Source organism: Rhizobium laguerreae (assembly GCF_002008165.1).
In the GTDB taxonomy this organism is placed as follows: Bacteria; Pseudomonadota; Alphaproteobacteria; order Rhizobiales; family Rhizobiaceae; genus Rhizobium; species Rhizobium laguerreae.
On record NZ_MRDM01000031.1, the window covers coordinates 154078 to 179444 of the forward strand.

Consider the following 25367-nt stretch of genomic DNA (forward strand, 5'->3'; position numbering starts at 1 on the left):
TTCAAACTTCCACCGCGCTGACCCGAAGTTTCAAGTCGCTCGGTGTTGTGATTTTTCGTAGCACGACGCGTCGACTGATGGGGTCAGACGAAGTTTTGATGGAGTGCAATTGGCGCCTTATAGGACATATCGCCGAACGTCAGCGACCGGCAGCCGGAAGCGGTAGAAACCCCGCAATGGATTCAATGGAGGGACAATGCTTGTTCTGACGGCTAACAGTGCTATATGTAGGTAAATACCTACATGAGGCAGCCATGACCATTACGACACTTTCCAGCCGTGAACTCAATCACGACGTCAGCCATGCGAAGAAAGCTGCCAGAAAAGGACCAGTCATCATCACTGACCGCGGCAAACCTTCCCACGTCCTTCTGACATATGAGGAATTTCAGCGTCTTTCCGGCAGGCGCCAAAGCCTGGTCGATGGGCTTTCCATGCCGGGCCTGTCGGAAATCGATTTCATGCCACCGCGGGTCGAGATCAAAACCCGCGAAGTTGACCTGTCTTGAGCTATCTGCTGGATACGAATGTCATTTCCGAACTGCGCAAGGTCGGTGACGGGAAGGCTGATCCGGAAGTCGTGGCATGGATTCAGATGGCAAACGCTTCTGACTTCTATCTCTCTGCAATTACCATTCTTGAATTGGAACGGGGCGTGCTTGCGGTCCAACGACGCGATGCCCGGCAAGGTTCACGCCTGCGTACATGGCTTGATGATCACGTGCGTCCGCAGTTCGCCGGCCGGATACTGCTGATCGATGATGCTATCGCAACGCGTTGCGCGCATCTGCATATTCCCGACCGGCGCAACGAGGCGGATGCGTTGATTGCTGCCACTGCACTGGTGCACAATCTTACAGTGGTCACCCGAAACGTGAGAGATTTCGACGGCACCGGTGTCGTCATTGTCGATCCTTGGAAGGGTCAAGCAATGTAGCCGCCTTAGACGGATGCAAGTTGCGCGTCAAAATTGACAACGTTAGCGTTTCTGCATGGGATGCGCAGCCGGTTGTTCCCTCATCGTCAGTTCTTCGTGGGGCCGATGCTCTCCCGCAGAATAAGCTCGCTGTGGATGACGGTGCGAACCGCCGCCGTAGTCTCTCTCTGGTCAATGGCGCCGAGCAACAGATCCACCGCCGCGCGCCCCATCTCTTCCACCGGCTGCTTGATCGTCGAGAGCGGTGGAGAGCAGAATTCGCAGACGGGGGAACCGTCGAAGGAGACGACGGATACATCACCGGGGATGCTCAGGCCCGTGCGCTGGATACGGCTTACAAATGAAATGGCCATGTCGTCGCTGGTCGCGATGACGGCCGTTGGCTTTTCGGTCAGTTTGGCGAAATCGTCTGCCGCCTGGACGCCGATGTCGAAGCCGTGCTGATAATCGAGATGACCGCCCGAGCGGCGCACCGAACCCTCTGACAGTCCTGCCGCCTCGAGCGCCTCGAGCACGCCGCCATAACGCTCGACATCGTGGTAATTGCCTTCAGGCCCCGCAAGATAGAAGAACTGTCGATGACCCAATCGGATCAGTTCGGCCGTGACGTCGCGCACGGCTTCGCGGTCGTTGGTAATCACGCTCTGCAGGCCGGCATCACTCATGTCGAGCAGCATCGACACGATCGGCAGGCCGGAATTGGCCAGCGAGCGCCCGTCGACCTCCGGAAGCTTCGACGACAGGATGATGGCTCCGCGCACGCTGCCGCCGAAGGCGAGGTCGAGAATATGCCGTTCTGAAATTTCGTCGCGATCGAGGTTGGCGATCATCAGGTTGTAACCGCCCTGGATCAGCGATTTGTTGATGCTCTGCAGCACCTGCGGGATGATCTGGGAAGCGCCGTAATAGAGCGATCCCGGCAGGATGATCATGATGATGTTGGACTTGCCGACCCTGAGGCCGCGCGCCATGGCGTTCGGCGTGTAGCCGAGTTGCCTGGCTGCGGCATTGATCTTGGCGCGTGTCTTCTCGTTGACCCGTCCGGGATTGGCGAGTGCCCGGCTGACCGTCGATATTGCAACGCCGGCGAGCCGCGCGACATCGGCCATCAATGCACCCGATGGCTCCTCTCCGGCCACATCTTTGTTTTTATTCACGTTTATTTCGGTCTCCCAGATGCTTCGATTTGCAACTCTAAGGCAGGGGGCGATTTATTGCAAACGTTTGCCAAAAACTGCTTGCTTAAAAAACCGGCTTGGCTATTATCTAGCCATGGCAAACGATTGCCATTTCTTAATGTGTTGAAAATCCATGGCTTATTGGACGCGGAATGGCTGTTCCGCACGCGGTAGGTCATGCCTCGAGAAATGGACAGGTTATGGCAACTGGCGACAGGCTGCGCTTCGGCGTCGATCTCGTGACATTCTTTCATCCCGGCTTCTGGGGCGTCGACAGCCACGATGCGATCGTCGACTATGCCCGCGCCGAGCCACGCGCCTTCTGGGAAAAGATTCTCGACGGCGTCCAGGCTTCCGGCGTTACCGGCGTCGAGCTGACCTTCTCTCCTTTCAACTGGCAGGACGCGATCAAGACCTATGGTTCCGTCGACGCCTTCGCGGCCGAGTTGGCAAGACGTGGCCTGACGCTGTGCAGCGGCTTCTTCGCTGAACTGGAGGCGGCCGGCGACTTTGCTGAGCCCGAGGCCCAGCGCGCGCTGATCGACAAGGCGGAACGATATGCCGACTTCCTGAAAGCCTGCGGCAGCGACATCATGGTGATCGGCGCTCCCTTGCGCCAGACGCTCGGCGCCCAGCCGGTGCAGTTCTACGATTTCGACCGCGCCAAGGTGATCGCCGATTTCCTGAACCGGCTCGGCGCGACCCTCTATGCCAGGGGCGTGCGGCTTGCTCTGCACACCGAGGCGCACTCGATCTTTGCCGCCGCGCGCGACGTCGATCTGATGATGCTGCTCACCGATCCGGCCTATGTGCACATGTGCCCGGACACAGCCCATATCATCGTTGCCGGCTCCGATCCCGTCCAGCTCGTCGATCGTCATCACGAGCGCATGATCATCGCCCATTGGAAGGATGCGATCGGTCCTATGCCCGCCGACACACCGATCGACAAACATATCCATGAACGCCACCAGCCCTATTTCTGCAGCTTCGGCCTCGGACGGGTCGATTGGCCGGCCTGGATACGGCTGCTGCGCGACCGGGCCTTTGAAGGCTGGGCGATCCTCGAACTCGATGCCGCGCCCGATCCCGTCCGCGACATCGCCAACGGGCTCACGCTCGTCCGGCAGGCGCTCCTGCCGATCTATCGCTGACAATCATCCCTAAGACAACAAACGCCCCGCAAAGAGGGCATTTTCAAGAGGTGGAACAATGAAGAACATGATGAAGCTTTTTCTAGCCGGCGCAGCAATCGTCGGCCTATACGGCTCGGCCCATGCCGAGGACAAGCCGACGATCGAGATCATGTCGTCCTGGACGTCGGGCGGCGAAGCAGCAGCGCTTAACGTTATCAAGACCGAGTTCGAAAAGCGCGGTGGCGTCTGGAAGGATTCCTCGATCGCCGGCTTCGGCGCGGCCGATGCCGCCTTCCAAAACCGGATCGTTGCCGGTGACGCGCCGGGCGCCAAGCAGGGCGTCATCGGTCTCGCTGCCGCAGATTTCATCAACCAGGGACTGTTCAATCCGATCGACGACGTGGCGGCCGCAGGCAAATGGGCCGATGCTCTGCCGAAATCGATCCACGATCTCATCACCTATGACGGCAAGGTCTATCTCTCGCCGACCGGCGCCCATGGCGAAAGCTGGATCTTTTATTCGAAGGAAGCCTTCGAGAAGGCCGGCATTTCGCAAGAGCCCAAGACCTGGGACGAGCTCTTTGCCGATTTCGACAAGCTGAAGGCCGCCGGCATGGTTCCGGTCGCCTGGGGTGGCCAGCCCTGGCAGCAAACCAAGGTCTTCAATATGATCCTGCTCTCGCAGGTGGGGATCGACGGCTTCCTGAAGATCTATGTCGATAAGGACAAGAGCCCGGTATCCGTCGAAGGCGTGAAGAAGACCCTTGAGATCCTCGGCAAGCTGCGCGGTTATGTCGATGCGGGCGCAGCCGGCCGCAACTGGAACGACGCCACCGCCATGCTGATCAGCGCCAAAGCCGGCGTGCAGTTCATGGGCGACTGGGCCAAGGGCGAATTCACCGTTGCCGGCAAGGAGCCGGGCAAAGACTATGGCTGCATGATCGTGCCGGAGTCGAAGGGCATGGTCTACATCGCCGACGCCCTCTGGTTCCCGAAAACCGGCAAGGCCGAGACCGACAAAGCACAAAAACTTCTCGCCGAAGTCGTCATGGACCCGGCTATCCAGGTCGAATTCGCGCTCAAGAAGGGTTCGGTTCCGATGCGCTCCGACGTCGACAAGTCGAAACTGGACGTCTGCGCCCAGAAGGGTGTCGAGCTGATGGCCGCGGGTGCGATCGTGCCGGATCAGGCGATCGTGCTGACGCCCCAGCAGGTCGGCGCACTCGACGACTTCGTCGACGAGTACTGGAGCGGCGGCTCGAATGATGCGGCCGCCGCGGCCGAGAATTTCTTCGCCATCTTCGAGTAGCATAGCGCCTGTGGCGTCGGCCTGATGTCGACGCCACAGCTGCTGCCGGCTGCCGCCTCGCGCGGTGGTGCGAGCCCTGCTTTCCACCCGTCAACGAGCTGGCCGATGTCCATCAAACGCAAGCCCAATCTTTCCGCGACCATCGCCCTTTTGCCGACCTGGTTCGTCGCGGTCGTGGTCTTCATCGGCACCATGGCCTGGTCGATCCGCCTGTCCTTCACCAATTCCACACTTTTTCCGTCTTCGACCTATGTCGGCTTGGCGCAGTATTCGAAGCTCTTCTCGTCCGCCAAGTGGCTGGCATCGCTGCAAAACGTGTTGATCTTCGGCGTCCTTTACGTCGCAGGCTGTTTGCTGCTTGGCTTCCTGCTGGCCGCGGCGCTGGACCGCAAGATCCGCTTCGAAAGCGCCTTCAGGACCATATTCCTCTATCCCTACGCCATGTCCTTCGTGGTGACCGGGCTGATCTGGCAATGGATGCTCAATCCGACGCTCGGCATTCAGGCGAGTGTGCGTTCGCTCGGCTGGGAAAGCTTCGTCCTCGACTGGGTGGTCAATCGCGACATGGCGATCTATGCGCTGGTGCTTGCCGGCGTGTGGCAGGGCGCGGGGCTCGTCATGGTCATTGCGCTCGCCGGTATGCGTGGCATCGAAGCCGAGCAATGGAAGGCGGCGCGGATCGACGGCATTCCCGTCTGGCGGATCTATGTCTCGATCATCCTACCGCAGCTCGGACCGGCGCTGGCCGCGGCCGGCATGCTGCTCGCCATGGGCGTGATCAAGACCTACGACATCGTCGTCGCCATGACCAATGGCGGCCCCGGCAATGCGACGGAGGTGCCGGCGAAATTCATCATGGACAATCTGTTCGGGCGCCAGAACCTCGGCCTCGCCACGGCCGGTGCAACGGTGCTTGTCCTCGGCGTGATCATCGCAGTCGCTCCGTTCCGCTATGCGATGCACATGCGTGACAAAGCAAAGGGGGCTGCGTGATGGCCCGCTCTCATCCAAATGGTCCGAAGCCGGCACAAATCACCGCCGGGCGCATCGGCCTCTATGCCTTCCTTTTCATCGCCGCACTGTTCTTCCTTCTGCCGCTCTACACCATGGTCGTCACCTCGCTGAAGTCCATGGACGAAATCCGGCTCGGGCAGATCTTTGCCCTGCCAGCCACGCTCGATTTCTCTGCCTGGGTGACCGCCTGGTCGGGCGCCTGCATGGGAACCGTCTGCGTCGGCATTCGCAGCGGCTTCTGGAATTCGGTGGCGATCACCCTCCCCTCGGTGGCGCTCTCGGTCTTCATCGGCGCCGTCAACGGCTATGCGTTGTCGCTCTGGCGGCCGCGCGGGGCAAACCTGCTCTTCGGCCTGCTGATGGCCGGCGGCCTCATCCCCTACCAGATCTTCCTCTATCCGATGGTCCGGGCGATGGCGAATATCGATCTCTATAATTCGCTCGCCGGTATCATTCTCGTGCATGTCATCTTTGGCCTGCCGCTGGTGACGCTGCTCTTCCGCAACTATTTCGTCAGCGTGCCGGAGGAGCTCTGCAAGGCGGCGCGCGTCGACGGCGCAGGCTTCTGGCGCATCTTTTTCGAGATCATGCTGCCGATTGCCGTGCCTATGGTCGTCGTCGTCTCCATGCTGCAATTCACCGGCATCTGGAACGACTTCCTGCTTGGTCTCGTCTTTGCCGGGCGCGACAACCTGCCGATGACCGTGCAGCTCAACAACATCGTCAACACCACGATGGGTGAGCGGACCTACAACGTGAACATGGCGGCGACGATTTTCACCGCCATCGTTCCGCTTGCCATCTATTTCCTGTCCGGCCGCTGGTTCGTGCGCGGCATCGCGGCCGGCGCAGTCAAGGGGTAACGCTTCCATGCAATCTGCCGTCTCCGTGAAGGACCTGAAGATCGCCTATGGCGACCATACGGTGATCGAGAAGATGTCGATCGATATCGCGCCGCGAGAGTTCCTGGTGCTGCTCGGCCCTTCCGGCTGCGGCAAGTCCACGCTTCTAAACGCCATTGCCGGTCTCCAGGACATTACATCAGGCGAGGTCTGGATCTCAGGCAAGAATGTCAGCTGGGAGGAGCCGAAGGACCGCGGCATCGGCATGGTCTTCCAGTCCTACGCGCTCTATCCGCGTATGTCGGTCCGCAAGAACCTCTCCTTCGGCCTTCGCGTCGCCGGTCTGCCGAAGGCCGAGATCGAGGCCCGTGTTTCCCGCACCGCCGCGCTCCTCCAGCTCGACAAGCTGCTCGACCGGCGTCCCGCCGAGCTTTCCGGCGGTCAGCGCCAGCGTGTTGCCATCGGCCGGGCGCTGGTGCGTGAAGTGGATGTCTTCCTGTTCGACGAACCACTGTCGAACCTCGATGCCAAGCTGCGCAACGAATTGCGCGTCGAGATCAAGAAGCTGCACCAGCGCCTCGGCAACACGATGATCTATGTCACCCACGACCAGGTCGAGGCCCTGACGCTGGCCGACCGGATCGCCATCATGCGGGACGGCGTGATCCAGCAACTCGCCTCACCGGCCGAGATCTATCGCCGTCCGATCAATCTCTTCGTCGCCGGCTTCATCGGCGCTCCTGCGATGAATTTCGTCGAGGGCCGGATCGAGCGCGGCAACGGCGCTCCGGTCTTCCGGAGCAAGGAGCTCGCTGTCGATCTTTCCGGTTATTCCTTCCGGGCAGACGCAGCGGAAGGACCTGCTACACTCGGCTTTCGGCCGGAACACCTTGTGCTCGATGGCGCCACGAGCGGCCTGCCCACCATTCCCGGTCGCGTTTCCGTCGTCGAGCCGATGGGTTCAGACGCCGTCGTCTGGTTCGACTGGGCGAACCAGAGCCTTTCGCTCCGGCTCATGGGCGATGTCACCCTGCAGCCCGGAGATGCCGTGGCTCCCGGGCTCGATATCGCCAAGGCATCCCTCTTCGGCGCTGACGGATCGCGGCTGTGACGCGCCATCCCTTTGTTTTCCTGCAATTCCGGGTGCGTTTCGCGCCGTTTTGAGGATTGCTCCAGGACAGGATTTGAAAAGACATGTCTGAGATCGTCTATGATGCGCTGGTGATCGGCTCCGGCGCGGCGGGTTCCTTTGCGGTAAAGGAACTGACGGCACAGGGATTATCGGTGCTGCTGCTCGAGGCTGGCCCCGCCGTCGGGCCGAAGGATTTCGATCCCGCGCGCAAGAAGGCGCCGGCAAGCAGCATCAATATCTGGGAGCGTGCGCGGGCCACCCTCAAGGGCCAGCCGATCCAGGCGCGCGCAGCCTTTTTCACCGAGCGCTTCAGCCACTTCTTCGTCAATGACCGCAAGAACCCCTATACGACGCCGAAGGGTGAACCCTTCCTCTGGATCCGCGGCCGTCAGGGCGGTGGGCGCCTCCACAGTTTCGGCCGGGTGCTGCTGCGCTGGACCGACGACGATTTCAAGATCCGCTCACGCTCCGGAAAGGGCGTGGACTGGCCAGTCTCCTATCAAGAACTGGTGCCTTTCTACGACGAGGTCGAGGCCTATCTCGGGCTCTACGGCAACAAGGACAACGTGGCCACCCTGCCGGACGGCATCTATGCGAAGCCGGCAAGCCTGACTCCTGCCGAACAGATCTTCAAGCAGGCGGTCGAAAGCCGCTGGCCGGACAGGCACGTCGTCTCCTGGCGCTACATCGCGCCTGACGCCGACCGGATGCCGCGACCGCTGCGAGAAGCAAAGGCGACCGGCGAGCTGACCATCCGCTACGACGCCGTCGTTCGCCGCATCACCACGGATGAGAAGACCGGCCGCGCCACTGGCGCGGAGTTCATCGATCGCAACACGGGCGCGGTATCTACGGTTCGCGCCGCGACTGTGGTGCTTTCGGCCTCGCCGATAGAGAGCGTGCGGCTGCTGTTGAATTCGGCTTCGGCGAAACATCCGGATGGGCTCGGCAACAGCTCGGGCGCTCTCGGCCGCTATTTCATGGACCAGCTGCCGTGCCTCGCCTTCGGGTCTTTTTCGAAGGCGAAGGGCTGGGCGCCCGACGATTCCGCGCCGACCGACCCCTTCTACAATCCGTCGGGCGGGATCTTCATTCCCCGCTTCGGCGAGGGCGACGCCGCCCGCGGCGATTTTGACTACCAGGGAAGCGTCGGCCGGGCGCCGGTCTCGGGCGACACCGATGCGCGTCTCGCTTTCTTCGGCTTCGGCCGTATGCTGCCCTATGCCGACAACCGCATCAGGCTCGATGTCAGGCGCAGGGATGCCTGGAATATTCCCGTGCCGCATATCCGTTGCGTCATGCAACAGGAGGAGCAGGCACTGCTCAAAAGGCAGGAGGAGACGCTGATCGCCATGATTAAAGAGATTGGCGGCGACCTCGAATTCATCGGCTCGCCCACCGGCCTCAAGGAAATGGGCAAGGGCGCCTTTCCCGAAGCTGATGCCTTCAGCCGTTTCATGTTCCGCAAATGGTTCCGCAAGACCATGTGCATGGGGGCAGCAATCCATGAGACGGGCGGCGCGCGCATGGGCGAAACCCCTGAGGCTTCGGTGCTCAACCCCTACAACCAGGTTTGGGATGCCCCGAACCTCATCGTCACCGACGCCAGCGCCTTCCCCGGCAGCGGTATCGCCGGCACGACGCTCACCGTCATGGCTCTGACGATCCGCGCCTGCCGGAATCTTGTCGACCAGTACCGGACGGGACAGTTATAGCCGCGCCTGGAACGAGGGACCCGGGTAAACCGTTTCAGCCTTCGATCAGTGGTCGTCATATAAACTTCGCACTGACATGCTCCTGTCAACACAAAAGCAGGAAGGGAAACCCATGTCGCGAACACATCAGGACCAGCTCAGCCGGATAAAGGCCGAAATCGCCGACAGCTTCGATGAAGAGCTGGAAATGCAGATGGAGGAAGACCGACTCGACGATCTGGTCGCCGAAGGAATGTCGGAACCGGCGGAGCAGACGCTCGAGCGAAAGATCTACTTCCGGGAGCTTTTCCGATTGCAGCACGAACTGGTACGGCTGCAGGACTGGGTTCAGCATAAGAAACTCAAGGTGGTGGTGCTTTTCGAAGGCCGGGATTCGGCCGGCAAGGGAGGCGCGATCAAGCGCGTGACCCAGCGTCTCAATCCGCGCGTTTGTCGAACAGTCGCGCTGCCCGCCCCTACCGAGCGGGAACGCCATCAATGGTATTTTCAGCGTTATGTCCCGCATCTTCCGACCGGTGGCGAGATCGTGCTCTTCGACCGAAGCTGGTATAATCGCGCCGGTGTCGAGCGCGTGATGGGGTTCTGCACCCCCGATGAACTCGAGGAGTTCTTCCGCTCGGTGCCCGAATTCGAACGGATGCTGGTCCGCTCCGGAATCGTGCTGATCAAATACTGGTTTTCGATCACCGACGAGGAGCAGGAGTTCCGCTTCAATATGCGTATCCACGATCCGCTGAAGCAATGGAAGCTCTCACCGATGGATATGGAAAGCCGTGTCCATTGGGAGGAATACACCAAAGCCAAGGAAGAAATGCTGGCGCGTACCCACACGGAGGATGCACCCTGGTGGGTGGTGCAGGCCGTGGACAAGAAACGGGCGCGTTTGAACTGCATTGCCCATCTTCTCGATCAGATCCCTTACGAGGATGTTCCGAAACCGGAGATCCAATTGCCGGACCGCATCCGTAACGCCGATTACAACAGGGCGCCGGTTCCGCCTGAAATGTATGTGCCGGAGCGCTATTGAAATTATAGCGTACGCCGCCCCCAGAATTGTCTTCAGGGGGCGGCCCTCGCGGCCTGCTGCCTCTGGACCATTCCCCACCCGACACTAGGTTCCGCTTCAAGAGTGAGGTTCCGTCGACCGTGCCTCAGAGTGGACGAGTGAGGGAATTGCTTGCTTTCCAGTAGCCGATTTTACGCCGATACGCGTGCCAGATGGGGATACGAACCAAGTTTCGACGGCGCTCTCATCGCATGGTGGGGTTCCAAACGCGGCGCTCGCGCCGTCTTCGTCGGGGAATTTTCCAGCGGAAAACTCAACATCATCGCCACGTTCAAAGGCGACCTCTTCCATTTTGGCTGGCGGCAATACGCTAACCTTTTGGTTCTCACCGAGAAAGACCGCCTGTGGGAAGTGGATCCCAAGCGACCCGGGACACGGACCGACGTCACTCCAAGAGATTTCCAAACGTGGCAGGTCATCGTTGAACCTCGACACGCCGGAGACAGCCAATTCCTGGTTTCCTACGATCGCAGCCCCGCTGTCGCCGATCTCTATGCAACCAGTGCGGACGGACGCGACAAATGGCTCGTGGAACAAAATAACGGCTCGACCGAAAGCTGGTTGTTGAATGAGGCTCAGGTGCCATGCATTCGCGTCGAGCTGACCGCCTCCGGATTGAGGCGATACCTTCACCGCAGCGATGCCGACAAGCCGTGGCAAGAGATGGCGGCAGTCGAGCCGGATGACACGCTGGTGATCTGGCGTACGGACAGGTCAGGCAATGCCTTCGAGGCGCTTTCCAGCCGTCAGCGGGACAAGATCGCGTTGGTTTCGCTGGACCCGGTTACCGGCAAGGAAACCGTGCTGGTCGAGGACGGCGATGTCGATGTTTCAGACGCGCTGCGCTTTACGCCCACCGAACCGGCTGACGTCGCCGTCATTCGCGACGGCTATCCGCGATACATCGCCCTTTCGGAAAGGGGTACGATCTTCACCGAGCTCGTTCTGGATCGCAACGGGCATGCCGACGTCGAAATCTCAGGCTCTTCGAAGGATGGTGCGCTGCTTGCAGTCGCTATCTCCTACGATGAACGACCCTACCAGCACTATCTTCTAAACTTGGCGGACAAGAGCAAGACGCTCCTTCCCGCGCCGGCGGAAAAGCTCAAATCCTCATTTTCGGCAGTCACGAAGCCTGTTTCCTTCACGGCCGGAGATGGTGAGGAAATACCGGCATTGTTGACGCTTCCGGCTGGCGCGCCTCATCCTGTGCCGACCGTCGTCATGGCTCACGGCGGCCCTGCGCGCCACGACAGCTGGGGTTACAACATCGAGAAGAGTTTTCTCGCAAGCCGCGGATACGGAATCCTGTCGGTCAACTATCGCGGCTCGACCGGCTTCGGGAAGAGATACCAAACTCTGGGCTATCGGCAGTTCGGGCGAAAGATGCAGGACGATATCGCCGATGCCGGGCGATGGCTGCTCGCCCAAGGCATTGCGGCTGAAGGCAAGCTTGCGGTCGCCGGCGAAAGCTACGGAGGTTTCATCGCCGCGTTGGCAATGGCCGGCGATGACAGGCTCTTTTCCGCGGCAATCATCGACTGTGCGATTTTAGACCTGCCTTACCAGATGCAGAACAATCCCGCCGGCTGGGGATTGTTCCTGGGCCAGGTCATCCGTTACTTCGGCAATCCGGATGATCACGGCGATCTCACGCAGATGCAGGAATTCTCGCCGCTCCACAATGTGGAGAAATTGCGTGGATCGTTCCTGCTCACGGCTGGAATGGAAGATCCGGTTGTCGGTTTCGAGCAGACAAAAGCCTTCGAGAAGGCGTTGCGCAAGGCGGGTCTCGATGTCACGGCACTATACTTCGATCGGGAGGGCCATGGCTATGTTGACTGGCAAACAAAACTGGTGCGCGCCCGCGAAGTGGAGCTATTTCTCAGCCGCAAGCTCGGCGGCAAGGCAAAAAAAATCGATCCGCTGGCCTTGTTGTCAAAGCACTGGATTCAGGGCCGTTTTGCCAATGGTCGGCGAAATATTCGCGCTCGCCGAGTATAAGCCGCGAGAATAAAGCCTTGATACGCTCCCTGATTGCCCTAGCCTTCCCCCTCGCACGCCCGATATGGCGGGTTTTGGCTTTACCTCGGAGGCACCTATGGTTGACGTTCAGAGTGTTAATGCAAATACCAGCGGATATTACATCCATCCCCTTGAAGATTTTGAAATCGACGCCGTGAATGGCGCAGGCTCGTGGGTCGGCCATGTCGATCGTGGGCTGATAGGCGGCACGTTTGCGGCCGGCGGCGCTCTTGCGAGTACCGGAAGCCTCGGCACAGCCGGTATTGCCGGCGGTGCCGGATTCGCAGCAGGGGCGTCGGGCAGCATATATAATGGCGGCCTCTCTGGCGGTGGCAACAGCAGCGGCCGTGTCATCTGCACGCATTTCTTCAGGCGCGGCATGCTTGACCGCGATCTTTGGCGGGCGGATCTGGAGTTCACCTTTCAGTCCCTGTCCCAGACGACGGTTCGCGGATATCAATACTGGGCGATCCCCTATGTCCGCCTGATGCGTCGCAGTCCGCTGGCCGAAAAAATCATGTATCCTCTCGCCAGAGCGCGGGCTCTGGAGATTGCCTACCAGGCCGGGCGCCGTTCGAAGGGGTCGCTCAGTGGCAAGGTGGTGCGCCTTATCGGCGAGCCGCTATGCTTCCTGATCGGCAGCGTGGTGAAGCAGAAGGACTGGGCTCCGCTTTGGGTGGAGAAGACCGAGGCGACAGGAGGTCAATCATGACGGCTCTTTCGAAATTGATCATGCAGGAAGTTGCGTTATCGGCAGTCTTGGCGGCAGGCGCGGTCATCGGCATTCCCAAGCTGACCGACCCCAATGCCGCCGCCAATTATCCGTTGGCGATCGGGGTTTTCCTGGCAATGGCCGCGACCTTCGTCGCCTACGAGCTTTTCGTCACGAAATCATCCTGACGTTACTGTCTGGTTTGAAAAGCCTGTGACTTTTCACCGGCCGGGAGGCGTAAATCTCCCGGCCGTTATGATTCAATTCTATACTTAATCCTGTCCCGGCATTCAAAAGTCATCGTCTGCAGGTTGACGCTTTCCCGCAGCTGCCTAATTTTCCCGTGCACGTAGTGTTTTCGACTACTTCCCGAAACAAACAAAGGGTGAGTTAAAGTGCAGGGTATCAAAGAACTTTCGAGTACGGAGATTGAAAACGTATCCGGTGGTGGTGTCAGCTCCGGTGTTCGGGGCGCAATCGACGGCGCAGCCGCACTCGCAGGCGGTGGCGCTCTGGGCTACGCCGCAGCGATCGGCGCGGGCGTGGGCATTTCCGCCTTCGGCGTCGGAGCGCTTGCCGTCGGTGGCGCTGCGCTTGGCGTCTACGGTGTCTACAGACTGGCGAGAGCTTTTGCCTGAGCTTTAAAACATGGGGGCTCCGCCCGAATGGCGGGGCTCCCTTCCTCCCCTTAACGACCATATCTGATCACAATGAGCCTGTTTCGCCGAGAAGCCCTCGAACGGCAGTCCCAGCGTTTAACGGGAACGGTATCGATGGCGGTGCCCATGGGGTGGCACGTCACTGGCTATCTGATGGCCGGTATTCTCATCGCCGTGCTGATCTTTCTTTCCATCGCAAGCTATTCCCGCGTTGTCACCGCAACCGGCATTATCCAGCCGGACAAGGGTGTTGCAGTCGTCATGCCCTCGCGCTCAGGCGTCATCATGAAGATGATGGTCGCAGACGGCGATCAAGTCGAAGAAGGCCAGGAACTGGTCGCCGTGCGCTCCGAGGACTACCTGGTCAGCGGTGAATCGGCCTCCGAAAAAGTCGCCGAGATGCTCGACCGGCAGAATGCGAGCATCAGCGAGCAACTGGCGGAGGTCAAAAACGATGAAATTGCCCAAACGGCGCAATTCGACGCGCAGATTGCCGGTTACCAGACGCAGATCGACAAGCTTCAGAGCCAGATCGCCCTGCAAAGGGAGCTGATCACCTCGATCGAGAAAGATGTCGAGCGCATTCGCGGCCTGGTCGACAAGGGCATCGTTCCACGACGAGATGTGACGTTGAGAGAAGATTCGCTCACCGAGCGGCGCCAGCAAATGGCGGTGCTGGAAAGCACGTTGACGGAACGGCGCTCGGATCTCTCCGATGCCGAACGAATGCTCGATCAGGTCAAGGCGCGCTCAAACGAGAAGGTCGCAGCACTCCAGTCGCAGCGTGAGGATATCAATCGCGGCCTCGCCACCAACGAACAGTCCCGCGCCTATGTGATCAGATCGCCGATGGGAGGCACGGTTTCTGCCCTCACGGCCAAGATCGGCGAGCCGCTGAACACGCAGCAGGCGCTCATGAGCGTCGTGCCGCTGAATGCAACATTGCATGCGCAACTGGACGTGCCCAACGCCGCCGTCGGTTTTGTCGAGGTCGGGCAGGAGGTACGGTTGGCGATCGATACCTTCCCTTACCAGAGCTTCGGGACGATCGCAGGTCGCGTCAAGAGCCTGTCGAAAAGCCCGATCAACCGTGGCAGCGGCGCGAGCACCAACCTGAACTATCTCGTGACGGTCGACCTCGAGCGGCAGAGCATCACGGCCTTCGGGAAGCAGCAAGCGCTGTTTCCCGGCATGACCTTGTCGGCCCGGATTGCGACCGCGCGCCAATCTCTACTCGAATGGCTGTTCGAGCCGTTGTTCGCCCTTCAACGACGATAGGACCCGCGATTGTCTGCTAGAGCACTTCAGGCCGGGTTCTTTTCAACCTCACGGATTCGTCTCATTCGTCAGAATGAGGTCAGCGAATGCGGTCTGGCCTGTCTGGCAATGATGGCGAGCTTTTACGGGCACGACGTTGATCTGGCGACGATGCGCCGACGTTTCACCCCATCATTTCGAGGAGCCCCGCTGTCGAGCCTGATCAAGATCGCAGACCAGGTCGGCCTCCTGCCTCGCGCCGTCAAGCTGCCGCTGGAGGAGCTGCCCAATCTCGCATTGCCGGCGATCCTCCACTGGAACATGAACCATTACGTCGTCATCGAGCGGGTTTCGGGCGACAAGGCGCTGATCCACGACCCTGCTGGCCGCAGTGAATGGCTTCAAATGTCTGAGGTTTCGGACCACTTTACCGGCGTTGCGCTGGAGTTGCGGCCAAACGAAGCATTCGAGAAGAAAACGGAGCGTACGGTGTTGCGCTGGTCGCAACTCTGGACGCGGATCAACGGGCTTGGAAGCTCCTTCCTTCAGGTCATCGTCCTCAGTGTCGTGCTGCAGATCTATGTGCTTGCCCTGCCCTACTACTTGCAGATCGGTATAGACAACGCGCTGCCGGCGCTCGACCACGATCTGCTTGCCGTGCTTGCGCTCGGTTTTGGGTTGTTCACCGCCTTCAATGCGAGCGCGAGCTTCCTTCGCTCCTTCGTGATCCTGGCGGCGGGTTCGGCATTGGGCTTCGGCATCGCCTCGAACATCGCCAGGAAACTGTTCCGCTTGCCGCTCGACTGGTTCCAGAAGCGGGAGGTCGGCGACATTCTCTCCCGCTTCCAGTCGGTGACGCCGATCCAGAAGATGCTGACGGAAGGTGTTGCTGGAACGTTGGTCGACGGGTTGCTCGCGCTGACGACGCTGGCGATCATGTTCTTCTACAGCGCCAAGCTTGCAATTATCGCGCTGACCGCCTTCTTCCTCTATTTCGTCGTTCGCCTGATATCCTTCTCTTTCGAGCGCCGCGCCCAGGAAGGCAGCATCATCGCGCACGGCAAGGAACAGACGGCACTCATCGAGACGATACGCGGTATCCAGACCTTTCGCCTCTACAACAGTGAAACGATGCGGCACGCCATGTGGCAGACATTGCTGACGGATGCCGTCAATGCCAACATCCGCTCCTCGCGCATCGGCATTTGGCAAACGACCGGCAATGCCTTGTTGTTCGGCCTGGAGAATGTCGTCACCATCTATCTGGCAATCGGCTTCGTCATGAATGGCGGCTTCAGCGTCGGCATGGTTTTCGCCTACCTCGCCTATAAAGGTCAGTTCCTCGAAAAGGCCGGCAATCTCGTCGATCAGGGCATGGCGTTCTTGATGCTACGGCTGCATCTGGAACGCTTGGCCGATATCGCCTTGGAGGAGGATGACAGAAGCTTTGCCCCCAGTTCCATGGCCGTCACGGAATTAAAAGGACGGATGGAGCTCAAAAGCGTTTCCTACCGCTATTCTCCAACCGATCCCCTCGTTCTCCAGGAGATCGACTTTTCCGTCGAAGCCGGCGAACATGTGGCCATCACCGGGCCGTCGGGCATGGGTAAATCGACGCTCCTCAAGGTGATGCTCGGGCTGCTGTTGCCTCAATCCGGTGAGGTGGCCGTCGACGGTCTTCCCCTCCAGCAGTTCGGTCACAAGAGCTTTCGCGATCAGATCGCAGCCGTCCTGCAGGACGACAATCTCTTCGCCGGATCCATAGCGGACAATATCACGCTGTTTGCCGAGCAGGCCGATCTTGAAGCCATTGCCGATGCCGCACGCGCTTCGGCAATTCACGACGAGATCATGAAAATGCCGATGCAATATGAAACGCTCGTCGGCGACATGGGATCGAGCCTCTCCGGCGGCCAGAAGCAGCGCGTGCTGCTGGCGCGCGCCCTTTATCGAAAGCCGAAAATGCTTTTCCTGGATGAAGGCACGTCTCACATGGACGCCGCCAACGAAGCGCGTGTCAATCATTCCATCCGCTCACTCGGCATTACCCGCATCGTCGTCGCTCACCGGCAGGAAACCATCGCCGCCGCCGACAGGGTTCTTTACATGGACGGCGAAGGCCTGCGACCTCTCGCTCCACCAAAGGAAGTCATCAGCCTGCAACTGGGCGAAAGCCTGAGCACGCGTTGAGAGCGTGACGTCGCGCCTGGTTTCAAATTGCATCAAGCGGCGCTGCCAGCCACGTCGTCCAACTGCTTGAGAGCCTCATCCGGCAGCGCGAGCCCGGCGGCGGCGAGGTTCTCCCTGAGATGGCCGACGGACGAAGTGCCCGGGATCAGCAGGATGTTTTCCGCGCGACGCAGCAGCCAGGCGAGCGCCACCTGCATAGGCGTGGCATTGAAGCGTGCGGCTACATCGGACAGGGTGGAAGACTGCAGCGGGTTGAACCCGCCGAGCGGAAAGAATGGTACATAGGCAATGCCGTCGCGCGCGAGGTCGTCGATCAGGGCATCGTCGGCCCGATGCGCCAGATTGTACTGGTTCTGCACGCAGACGATCTCGGTGATACCACGCCCTTCGGCGATCTGCTTGGATGTGACGTTGCTCAGCCCGACGTGACGCACTAGGCCCTGCCGCTGGAGATCGGCCAGCACCGTCAGGGGCGCTTCGATCGACCCTTCGGCCGGGCCGTGCACGTCGAACATGATCCTGAGATTGACGACATCAAGCACATCGAGACCGAGATTGCGGAGGTTGTCGTGCACTGCCTCCGTCAGCTCTTCGCGCGAGAAGGCCGGAATCCATGATCCATCCGCGCCGCGCCGGGCGCCGATCTTGGTGACGATGACGAGATCGTCGCGATAGGGATGCAGCGCTTGGCGGATGATCTGGTTGGTGACGTGCGGGCCATAGAAGTCGCTGGTGTCGATGTGGTTTACGCCGCTCGCAACCGCCTCTCGCAGCACGGCCAAGGCCGCGCCATGATCCTTGGGCGGGCCAAATACGCCGGGCCCGGCAAGCCGCATGGCGCCATAGCCGAGCCGCTTTACGCTGCGGCCGCCGAGGTTGAACGTGCCGGACTGATCGATAGTGGACATGATCTAACTCCTTTCAAGAGATGACGCCAAGATAGGCTCAAGATAAGCATTGTCGGCGCGTGTGAAAATTGGCTATAATCCGCACAGGCTGTGCGGAGGGGCGAACAGTGAAAGCAGATCTGAGTGATCTCAATGCCTTCGTTGCCGTGGCGCGTGCCGGCGGTTTTCGCGAAGGCGCGCGCGTCAGTGGCAGCAGCGCCTCCTTCCTCAGCGAAGCGGTGCGTCGCCTGGAGGCGCAGCTCGGCGTCAGGCTGCTCAACCGGACGACACGCAGCGTCGTCCCGACCGAAGCGGGCAAAGGCTTGCTGGAGCGGCTCGGCCCTGCTTTGAGCGAGGTGGAGTCTGCCCTCGACGTCGTCAACGGTTTTCGCGACAGGCCGGCCGGTGCGCTACGCCTCAATGTGCCGGTCAGCGCGGCGCGGCTGGTGCTGCCCGCCATCGTTCCGCCGTTCCTTGCCGCCTATCCCGATATTCGGCTGGAAGTGGTCACCGACGAGAGCTTTGTCGACGTGATCGCGGCCGGCTGCGACGCCGGCATCCGCTATGACGAGCGGTTGGAGCAGGATATGATCGCGATACCGATCGGGCCACGCGTCCAGCGCTTTGCCATCGCAGCCTCCCCGGACTACCTCGATCGCCGTGGCCGGCCGCAACATCCGAGCGAGCTGCTCGGCCATGCCTGTCTATTGGGTCGCTTTGCCAGCGGCGCGATGACGGCGCCGTGGGAGTTCGAGCGCGATGGCGAGATAGTGCGAGTGGACCCGACGGGGCCGCTGATCGTGCGGGTCGGCGGGGCGACCGATTTGGCCGTCGATGCAGCGATATCAGGAACAGGGATAGTCTGCCTCTTCGAGGACTGGCTGCGCCCGCATATCGACAGTGGCGCGCTCGAGCCCATCCTCGAACCGTGGTGGCAGCGTTTCTCCGGGCCATTCCTCTACTATCCCGGGCGTCGGCTGGTACCGGCGCCGCTCCGGGCATTCATCGACTTTGTCAAGGCATCGGCTCCGGCATAATTCTTTAACCGGAATCGATCAAGGGATAAAATGGTGTCGTAATTCAAGGTGTTACAGCATCCTTTGCGCGTCTAAAAGATGCGGCGCTGTAAGCGGCCTTAATGGCCGACGATGCGCTAAAGCATGTCTCGCAAAAGTGTGCAGCGGTTTTGCGGCAAAGACATGCGGAAAACAAAGACCTAAAGCGCGGCACGCGAATCTGAAAGATCGCGACGCGCTTTAGAGCTTGACCTCGGCATTGTCGCCCATATCAGGTTTGCTGTTCGAGACTGCTGCGGCCGCCATCTTGATATAGCTGATGATCGTGCCCGGGCTGTCCCAATATTCCGCCGAAGCCGGCGTCATCTTGAGGATACGGATGGAAGGATCGTCGGGATTGTCCCACCAGGCCTTTGCCGGCGTCGCCCATAATTCCCTGATTCTCTCCCGGTCGTTTTGCACCTCGGCCGTCCCCGATACGGAAACATATTTCTGTCCCTTGGTGTCGGCAAAGGCGAGGCACACGTTTGGCCAGCGAGTGATTTCATCGTCCTTGTGACTGCCGACATCCGTCAGAAAATAGATCGCATTCTCGAGCTGCGCGGTATAGGCGGACATCGGGCGGGCTCGCAGATCGTCGCCGCTGCGGGTCGTCAGCATGCAAAACCCGATCTTGTCGATCAATTCCCATACCCGTATCGCATCGTCTTGATTGGCCATCGTCATCTCCGTCTGTGCAAGAGACGAAGTAACCATCAGCCGCGGCCGATGTTCCCAGTCGGCGGGCCTCATGAGCCGATTCCCAAGGCGATCGAGGCACGCAGTCGATCAATGGACGCTTGGGGTTTTCATGACAATTGCGAAATCTTCGGCGACCAGTTCGCTGACGGCGATGAGAACTTCCTCCCGGGAAAAGCCCGATATCAGAGCGCGTTGAATCAGATCCTGCAGATCCGGCTCCACGACATCGCGGCAATCCTCGAGGCGTTCTTCCGAAACGGTGAGGCTATTGAGTTCGTCCATTGTCTGTCCTTTCAGGGGGATGTAACCGCCAAGGCCCGGGAAGGCTGGCGAGGATAAAGCCGTTAACGGGCGGCCACCGCCCGCTTCGGACCGGGCAGCAGGCCTTCACGCTGCATCTGCTTGCGTGCAGCCTTGCGATGTCGGCTGATCGCCTGTGCCTTTTCCCTGACGCGCCGTTCGGACGGCTTCTCATAGGCGCGCCGTTCCTTCATTTCGCGGAACAGCCCTTCGCGCTGCATTTTCTTTTTCAAGACTCTGAGCGCTTGATCGACATTATTGTCTCTGACGAGTACCTGCATTTCGAGTTCTCCTTGTTTGGGATGGTGCGCCGGTCGCCGCTCAGCCGAGCTGCTCGGCGATCAGAGCCTGCAATTCGCGGCGGGTGAGAAGGCAGGGAAACGGCTTCCAGCTCCTGGGAGCATTGCGGACAGCCTCGTCATCCTCACGCGGATTCGCCGCCGCAACCGCGGTGGCTGTATGTGTGTTGTTCAAAAAGAAATCCTTTGCCGGCCTTGGCCGGCGTTATCGATTGTTTGTGGGATTGCCCATCACGCAGCCTTAAGGCGCGCGCCGATGCATAAGCGTCTCAATCAGCAGCCGGCAACGGCTTGGATTTCCGCCTGGATCGGGTACATCAGCAACATAGGGCTCAGCGAGCAGAATTGCAACGGATAGCCCGGATGGTTGGCTCGGGGCATCGCCGATCGCCTTCAGATATACTCGGTGCCATTTTATTCAAGTTAGCCGGGTATAGTTTTTCCCGAATTTTCTTCAATTTTGCGCGAGAGTGACATTATTCCGCCGGAATGGAAGCAACGCGAAGACCGCCATCGAAATTAACCTTCTGTTAAATAGACCATTGACTTGTAGTATTAATAGGTTGTTAAAGGAGCCGCTCGCTGAGGTCGAAATTGACCCGCCAATAAACATTTTAGGAGAGAGCCATGGCTTCGCTGATACATGCAACTGATGATAGTGCAACATTTCAAGAAACTGATGTTATTTCCGGAAACCTGCTTTCCAACGATTCTTCCGACAATGGCCACCTGTTCCTGCGCGCATTCGATGGCGCAAGTGTTGGCGCCAAGAGCGGCAACAGCCAGGTTACTGAAATCCAGGGCGATTACGGCACCTTCTTCGTCAAGCCGGACGGCAGCTACACCTATGTCCTGAGCGACGCTGCCAAGATCGGTTTCGCCAACGGCGAATCGTTCCAAGAGAAGGTTTCCTACAAGATCTCCGACGGCAGCGGTCACACCGACGTCGGCCTGTTCACTTTGAACATCCAGGGCGTAACCAAGCCGATCGCAGTCGACGATACCTTCAGCTTCACCGAAGGCAACGCCATCGGCGGCAACGTTCTGGATAACGACATTGCCGGCGACAACGGCAAGATGTTCCTGCGTCAGTTCCTGACCGAGCAGGTAGACGGCAAGGATGGCGCCGTTACCGACGTTGCCGGCACCTACGGCATGTTCCACGTCAAGGCGGACGGCACATTCACCTATGAACTGACCTCCGATCTGGATGCAGGTCAGACGTACACGGAAGTTCTCCGTTACTACAAGATCTCCGATGGCGAAGGCCACACGGACACTGCCAAGGTGACGCTCAACATCACCGGCACGGATGCTCATCCCGACGGCGTCGGTGTTTGATCCGCAGCGATAGATCAGTGAGACACGACGCCCGCCGCGCAATCGGCGGGCGTCCGCATTTCGCCACTTGATACAAGGCCCGGCGGGAGCCGGTATATAATCCTTTTTAGCTAGTTCTTATAGACGCAGGGGAGGCGTAGTCTCGAAGTTCGGAGGACAGGCCCTTGACCGAACACATCGAACCCAAGCAAATCGAGACAGACGATCTGACGAAAGTCTGGTCCGTAACAGAGTTCTGCGCTCGCCATCGGATAGATGACGAGGAGCAGGCGCTGTTGCTCAAACTTTTCGGCCCGTTCGCGACCGCCTCCGAATTGCTTCACAATGCCAAGCGCGCGCCAAGGTTCAGATGAACCCCTCTTCAACCTCACAAATCCCGGCAAGTCACTTGGTGAACGAGACGGCGCGAGATATCGCCTGATCGGGTGACGCTCGCTATCTTGCCTCTCCTTAGACTTTTAGGCAGTAATCGAAATGGTGCGATCGTTGCATTTGGCGGAACCATCATCGTGAAAACGAGCGGCGCTGATATGGATCATGTCGATATCGTTGATGCTGTCTATCAGGCGGCGGTCCGTTCAGAACTATGGCCGGATACGCTGTGCGCGATCATTGATTACGTCGGTGCTGTCGCCGGAAATATTGTCTATCAGGCGCCTGATGGCCGCGGCAGCTTTCTGATCCCCGGCCGCATGCGTGAAGATTTGAATGCGCTCTATCTTCAGCATTACACGGGCAATCCCTATGCCCGTGCGTTCGAGAAGGTAAAGCCGGGCGAGATTGCAGTCGGCAATAGGTTGATCGATGCAGAGGCCGTAAGGCATTCCGCGTTTTACGCCGATATCTGCGAGCCTCAAAACATCTTCAATCAGCTCTTCCTGCCGCATGCCAGCCTGCACGAGCGGGGAGGTATCGGCGGTGTCGCTCTGTTCCTGTCTCGTCAGCAAGACGAGCACGCCGCGGAGGCGGCAGCACGGTTAGAGCGGCTGAGCCCGCACATGGCGCGGGCGATCGATCTTTCCTTTCAGGTAAACCGGATCGCCCGCGCACCCGAATTGCCGCAACGGCTGATCGATGCAATCGCGGATGCGGCCGTGCTGATCGATAATCGGGGTGCCGTCCTTCTCCTCAATGCGGCAGCCGAAGCACTGCTCAAGCAGGCGGACGGCATTTTCCTCAGCCGATCCGAGAAGCCCTCGCTTGCAGCCCAGATCCCCGAGACATCCACCCGCCTGGCGAATGCCATTCGTCAGGCTTTGCTGATTGCCGATGGCGAAGACACGCCTTTCGAAGGGGCATTATCGATCTCTCGGCCATCTGGTTTGCCGCCTTATCTGGTGATGATCACGCCGCTTGCACCGACAGCGGTTTCCATATGGGATGCGATTGACAGCGGAGCGCGCGTCCTCATTCATATCGTCGATCCGGAAGCGAAGACGCGTCGGCAAGCGCAACAGCTGCAACACATCTTTGGCCTGACGGAAGCCGAAACCCGGATCGCCGCACTGATCGGCAGCGGAATGAATCTGCCCGAGATTGCCCGGGTTCTTGGAATTTCGTCCAACACGGTAAAAACCCACACCGGCCGATGCTTTGGCAAAACGGGGGTACGATCCCAGGCGGCTCTCGCCAGGCTGATTGCCTCGATCCCGATCGCCGGAAACAGGCCGGCGACGCCGTCCCGCACGAATGGAAAGAGCCGTCCGCGGCAATCGTAAATTCTACGTCTTTTGCGAGAGCCGCAAAGAACGCTGTAGCACTCTGAATTATGCAGTAGCCATCTTCACGCGGGAGATATGGTCTGGAGAGACCGCTGCGTGACCTCATAGGTCCGGGCAATTTTCCTGAATTGCTGCTCACTCTCTGCACAAAATCTGCAATCCGGCGCGGCATTCTTCCGCCATGAGCAAGAACGACATCCCCCTCGCACCACACCGTCCGGCTTTGCCGGATCGCCTCCGCAATGACGGATGGTGGCTGACGGAGGCGAGCTGGCCTCGAGGGACCGCCTCCGAGGAGACCCCAGCAACCATGCTCATCGTGATCGAAAAACGGCATCTACGAGAGGAGCACCAATGGACACAACCGACACGCTGACAGAAGCAAAGCCCATCAGGCGTGGCAGTAGCCGGATTGCCACGCTGTCTGCGCTGGTGGCGCTGGCTGATTTTATGATCTTTGGTCAGATGTCCGGGATAAACCTTTTCCTGTTTGCGCTCGCCGTCTGCGTCGGCATTCTACTTTCGGCCGGGAAGATCCGAGCGCCGTCAATGGCTGCTCTCCTGTTTGGTTTCTCGGTTCTGGCGTCGGCACCTCTGCTGGAAGCGCCCTCATTAACCGGCATCGCCCTTTGCTTCAGCGCGCTGATAGCGGTTGCTCTCATCGTCGCCAGGCTTATGCCTCGCAGTCTGACCGGTCTGCCGATGGTGTTTCTCCGTTTCACTCTTGTCATTCCCTTGCGGCTTGCCGACGATATTAGGAAATATCTTAAGACGCCGGCCAGACGTTTCTCCTTCACCGTCGTTTGGCAGGGCGTCGGCCTCTGGATCATGCCGCTCGCTCTCGCCGCAGTCTTCGTGTTCCTCTTCGCGGCTGCAAACCCGCTGATCGAGATCGCGCTGCGCAGCATCCGCTTTGCCGTTCTGTTGCAGTTTCTCGACCTTTGGCGGATCGGCTTCTGGATGATGATCGCTACTGTGGTCTGGGCGATGTTGCGGCCGCGCCTGAAGCGGCGCGCTGCGAGGTCGCAAGCCAGCAGGGCGTTCGTCATCGTGCCGACCAGAAATGCACCGTTCGGCCAGGCCTCCCTGCTGCGGTCGCTGTTCCTCTTCAACGCGCTCTTTGCCGTGCAGACACTTCTCGATCTCGTCTATCTCTGGGGCGGCGCAGACCTGCCCGATCACATGAGTCACGCAGAATATGCTCATCGCGGCGCCTATCCGCTGATTGCGACGGCGCTTCTGGCCGCCGGTTTCGTTCTCCTCGCCATGCGTCGCGGCGGGCCTGGCGATCAAAGTTCGCTGATCCGCGGCCTCGTCCATGCCTGGATAGGCCAGAACGTCCTTCTCTGCCTGTCCTCGATTCTGCGGCTTGGACTTTACGTCGAGGCCTATTCGCTGACGGAGCTGCGCGTCGCCGCCGGCCTCTGGATGGGCATCGTCGCTGTCGGCCTCGTCTTGATCCTGCTGCGCATTCTGCTCGACCGATCCAACGAGTGGCTGATCGCCACGAACCTCGCTTCGCTGATTGCGGTGCTCTATATCAGCGCCTTCATCGACTTCCCTGATGTCATCGCCCGCTTCAATGTCGTCCACAGTCAGGAAATCAGCCAGGAAGGCCCGCCGCTCGACCTTGATTATCTCTCCTCGCTCGGTCCTTCCGTCATTCCGGCGCTCGATCTCTACCTCCTCAAGCTGCCGGATCACCTGATCGAGCAGAGGAGCCAAGCTGCGACAGTTCGGCACTACCTCGCCAGGAATTTTGAGATGCGCCGGCGGGACTGGCGGAACTGGACCTTCCGGGCGGCGCGGTTGGAGAGTTATCTTCTGGCTCCCATTGCAAGACAGAACGAGAACGATAACAACAGGCACGACAAACCAATGCAGGACTAG

At 59.7% G+C, this 25367-nt stretch carries 26 protein-coding genes; 20 read left to right on the forward strand and 6 right to left on the reverse strand.

The genetic code is table 11. The features are described 5' to 3' along the window. The first annotated feature begins 254 nt into the window (after positions 1 to 254). Positions 255 to 509 (forward strand): type II toxin-antitoxin system Phd/YefM family antitoxin, encoded by a 255-nt coding sequence (locus BS630_RS33305; RefSeq protein WP_077980878.1) that lies wholly within the window; start codon positions 255 to 257, stop codon positions 507 to 509. Continuing rightward, positions 506 to 937: a type II toxin-antitoxin system VapC family toxin gene (locus tag BS630_RS33310; protein ID WP_077980879.1), complete on the forward strand. Its 432-nt coding sequence runs from the start codon at positions 506 to 508 to the stop codon at positions 935 to 937. Before BS630_RS33305 ends, BS630_RS33310 begins: the two co-directional genes overlap by 4 nt. A gap of 86 nt (positions 938 to 1023) precedes the next feature. Here the strand turns inward: BS630_RS33310 and BS630_RS33315 are convergent, their stop codons facing one another. Further along, positions 1024 to 2094, reverse strand: a complete 1071-nt coding sequence (locus BS630_RS33315; RefSeq protein ID WP_077980880.1) for a LacI family DNA-binding transcriptional regulator — start codon at positions 2092 to 2094, stop codon at positions 1024 to 1026. Between the two features lie 221 nt (positions 2095 to 2315). Between BS630_RS33315 and BS630_RS33320 the strand changes: the two genes are divergently transcribed. The 13 genes from BS630_RS33320 (at position 2316) to BS630_RS33380 (ending at position 17172) form a co-directional block, all read left to right on the forward strand. Continuing rightward, positions 2316 to 3269, forward strand: a complete 954-nt coding sequence (locus BS630_RS33320) for a sugar phosphate isomerase/epimerase family protein (protein WP_077980881.1) — start codon at positions 2316 to 2318, stop codon at positions 3267 to 3269. 58 nt (positions 3270 to 3327) lie between these two features. Further along, a complete protein-coding gene (locus tag BS630_RS33325) occupies positions 3328 to 4560 on the forward strand; it encodes an ABC transporter substrate-binding protein (protein ID WP_077980882.1) in 1233 nt (410 codons plus the stop codon). A gap of 105 nt (positions 4561 to 4665) precedes the next feature. Next, the gene (locus tag BS630_RS33330; protein WP_020047809.1) at positions 4666 to 5553 is read left to right on the forward strand and encodes a carbohydrate ABC transporter permease; all 888 of its coding nucleotides are present in this window, start codon (positions 4666 to 4668) and stop codon (positions 5551 to 5553) included. Next, complete coding sequence (locus BS630_RS33335; protein WP_077980883.1) at positions 5553 to 6437, forward strand: carbohydrate ABC transporter permease; 885 nt, start codon at positions 5553 to 5555, stop codon at positions 6435 to 6437. Before BS630_RS33330 ends, BS630_RS33335 begins: the two co-directional genes overlap by 1 nt. 7 nt (positions 6438 to 6444) lie before the next feature. Continuing rightward, positions 6445 to 7527: an ABC transporter ATP-binding protein gene (locus BS630_RS33340; protein WP_077980884.1), complete on the forward strand. Its 1083-nt coding sequence runs from the start codon at positions 6445 to 6447 to the stop codon at positions 7525 to 7527. Positions 7528 to 7610: 83 nt separating this feature from the next. Continuing rightward, on the forward strand, positions 7611 to 9263 hold the full coding sequence (locus BS630_RS33345) for a GMC oxidoreductase (protein WP_077980885.1): 1653 nt from the start codon (positions 7611 to 7613) through the stop codon (positions 9261 to 9263). A gap of 112 nt (positions 9264 to 9375) precedes the next feature. Beyond that, positions 9376 to 10290, forward strand: a complete 915-nt coding sequence (gene ppk2, locus BS630_RS33350; RefSeq protein ID WP_077980886.1) for a polyphosphate kinase 2 — start codon at positions 9376 to 9378, stop codon at positions 10288 to 10290. A gap of 150 nt (positions 10291 to 10440) precedes the next feature. Further along, positions 10441 to 12333 (forward strand): alpha/beta hydrolase family protein, encoded by a 1893-nt coding sequence (locus tag BS630_RS33355; RefSeq protein ID WP_077980887.1) that lies wholly within the window; start codon positions 10441 to 10443, stop codon positions 12331 to 12333. 64 nt (positions 12334 to 12397) lie between these two features. After that, positions 12398 to 13066: a hypothetical protein gene (locus BS630_RS33360; RefSeq protein WP_245310605.1), complete on the forward strand. Its 669-nt coding sequence runs from the start codon at positions 12398 to 12400 to the stop codon at positions 13064 to 13066. Beyond that, positions 13063 to 13254 carry a hypothetical protein gene (locus BS630_RS33365; RefSeq protein ID WP_020047803.1) on the forward strand — a complete coding sequence of 64 codons (192 nt, stop codon included), beginning with the start codon at positions 13063 to 13065 and terminating at the stop codon, positions 13252 to 13254. The genes BS630_RS33360 and BS630_RS33365 overlap by 4 nt, the downstream gene beginning before the upstream one ends. A gap of 207 nt (positions 13255 to 13461) precedes the next feature. Then, the gene (locus BS630_RS33370; RefSeq protein ID WP_020047802.1) at positions 13462 to 13704 is read left to right on the forward strand and encodes a hypothetical protein; all 243 of its coding nucleotides are present in this window, start codon (positions 13462 to 13464) and stop codon (positions 13702 to 13704) included. Positions 13705 to 13839: 135 nt separating this feature from the next. Beyond that, positions 13840 to 15003 carry a beta-barrel domain-containing protein gene (locus BS630_RS33375; protein ID WP_183594590.1) on the forward strand — a complete coding sequence of 388 codons (1164 nt, stop codon included), beginning with the start codon at positions 13840 to 13842 and terminating at the stop codon, positions 15001 to 15003. A gap of 9 nt (positions 15004 to 15012) precedes the next feature. Next, positions 15013 to 17172, forward strand: coding sequence for a peptidase domain-containing ABC transporter (locus tag BS630_RS33380; RefSeq protein ID WP_077980889.1), 2160 nt, complete (start codon positions 15013 to 15015; stop codon positions 17170 to 17172). Between the two features lie 32 nt (positions 17173 to 17204). Here BS630_RS33380 and BS630_RS33385 read toward each other — a convergent pair whose 3' ends face one another. Continuing rightward, complete coding sequence (locus BS630_RS33385) at positions 17205 to 18080, reverse strand: aldo/keto reductase family oxidoreductase (RefSeq protein WP_077980890.1); 876 nt, start codon at positions 18078 to 18080, stop codon at positions 17205 to 17207. A 107-nt stretch (positions 18081 to 18187) separates the two neighbouring features. Here BS630_RS33385 and BS630_RS33390 point away from each other — a divergent pair, with 107 nt between their 5' ends. Next, positions 18188 to 19096 (forward strand): LysR family transcriptional regulator, encoded by a 909-nt coding sequence (locus BS630_RS33390; RefSeq protein WP_020047798.1) that lies wholly within the window; start codon positions 18188 to 18190, stop codon positions 19094 to 19096. A 219-nt stretch (positions 19097 to 19315) separates the two neighbouring features. On the opposite strand, the gene BS630_RS33395 is transcribed toward BS630_RS33390, so the two are convergent. The 4 genes from BS630_RS33395 to BS630_RS37565 all read right to left on the reverse strand — a co-directional run bounded on the left by BS630_RS33395 (position 19316) and on the right by BS630_RS37565 (position 20590). Then, positions 19316 to 19795 carry a pyridoxamine 5'-phosphate oxidase family protein gene (locus BS630_RS33395; RefSeq protein ID WP_077980891.1) on the reverse strand — a complete coding sequence of 160 codons (480 nt, stop codon included), beginning with the start codon at positions 19793 to 19795 and terminating at the stop codon, positions 19316 to 19318. Positions 19796 to 19903: 108 nt separating this feature from the next. Next, positions 19904 to 20098, reverse strand: a complete 195-nt coding sequence (locus BS630_RS33400) for a hypothetical protein (protein WP_077980892.1) — start codon at positions 20096 to 20098, stop codon at positions 19904 to 19906. Between the two features lie 62 nt (positions 20099 to 20160). Then, positions 20161 to 20397 (reverse strand): 30S ribosomal protein S21, encoded by a 237-nt coding sequence (gene rpsU / locus BS630_RS33405; RefSeq protein WP_003538346.1) that lies wholly within the window; start codon positions 20395 to 20397, stop codon positions 20161 to 20163. A 40-nt stretch (positions 20398 to 20437) separates the two neighbouring features. Further along, positions 20438 to 20590 (reverse strand): hypothetical protein, encoded by a 153-nt coding sequence (locus BS630_RS37565; protein ID WP_165503840.1) that lies wholly within the window; start codon positions 20588 to 20590, stop codon positions 20438 to 20440. Positions 20591 to 21042: 452 nt separating this feature from the next. On the opposite strand from BS630_RS37565, the gene rapA2 reads away from it, so the two are divergent. From rapA2 to BS630_RS33430, 4 genes are all read left to right on the forward strand, one after another. Then, positions 21043 to 21756, forward strand: coding sequence for a calcium-binding lectin RapA2 (gene rapA2, locus BS630_RS33410; protein WP_025398239.1), 714 nt, complete (start codon positions 21043 to 21045; stop codon positions 21754 to 21756). A 164-nt stretch (positions 21757 to 21920) separates the two neighbouring features. After that, on the forward strand, positions 21921 to 22109 hold the full coding sequence (locus BS630_RS33415) for a hypothetical protein (protein WP_025398238.1): 189 nt from the start codon (positions 21921 to 21923) through the stop codon (positions 22107 to 22109). A 72-nt stretch (positions 22110 to 22181) separates the two neighbouring features. Beyond that, positions 22182 to 23474, forward strand: a complete 1293-nt coding sequence (locus BS630_RS33420) for a helix-turn-helix transcriptional regulator (RefSeq protein ID WP_077980893.1) — start codon at positions 22182 to 22184, stop codon at positions 23472 to 23474. A 357-nt stretch (positions 23475 to 23831) separates the two neighbouring features. Beyond that, positions 23832 to 25367, forward strand: coding sequence for a DUF4153 domain-containing protein (locus tag BS630_RS33430; protein ID WP_077980895.1), 1536 nt, complete (start codon positions 23832 to 23834; stop codon positions 25365 to 25367).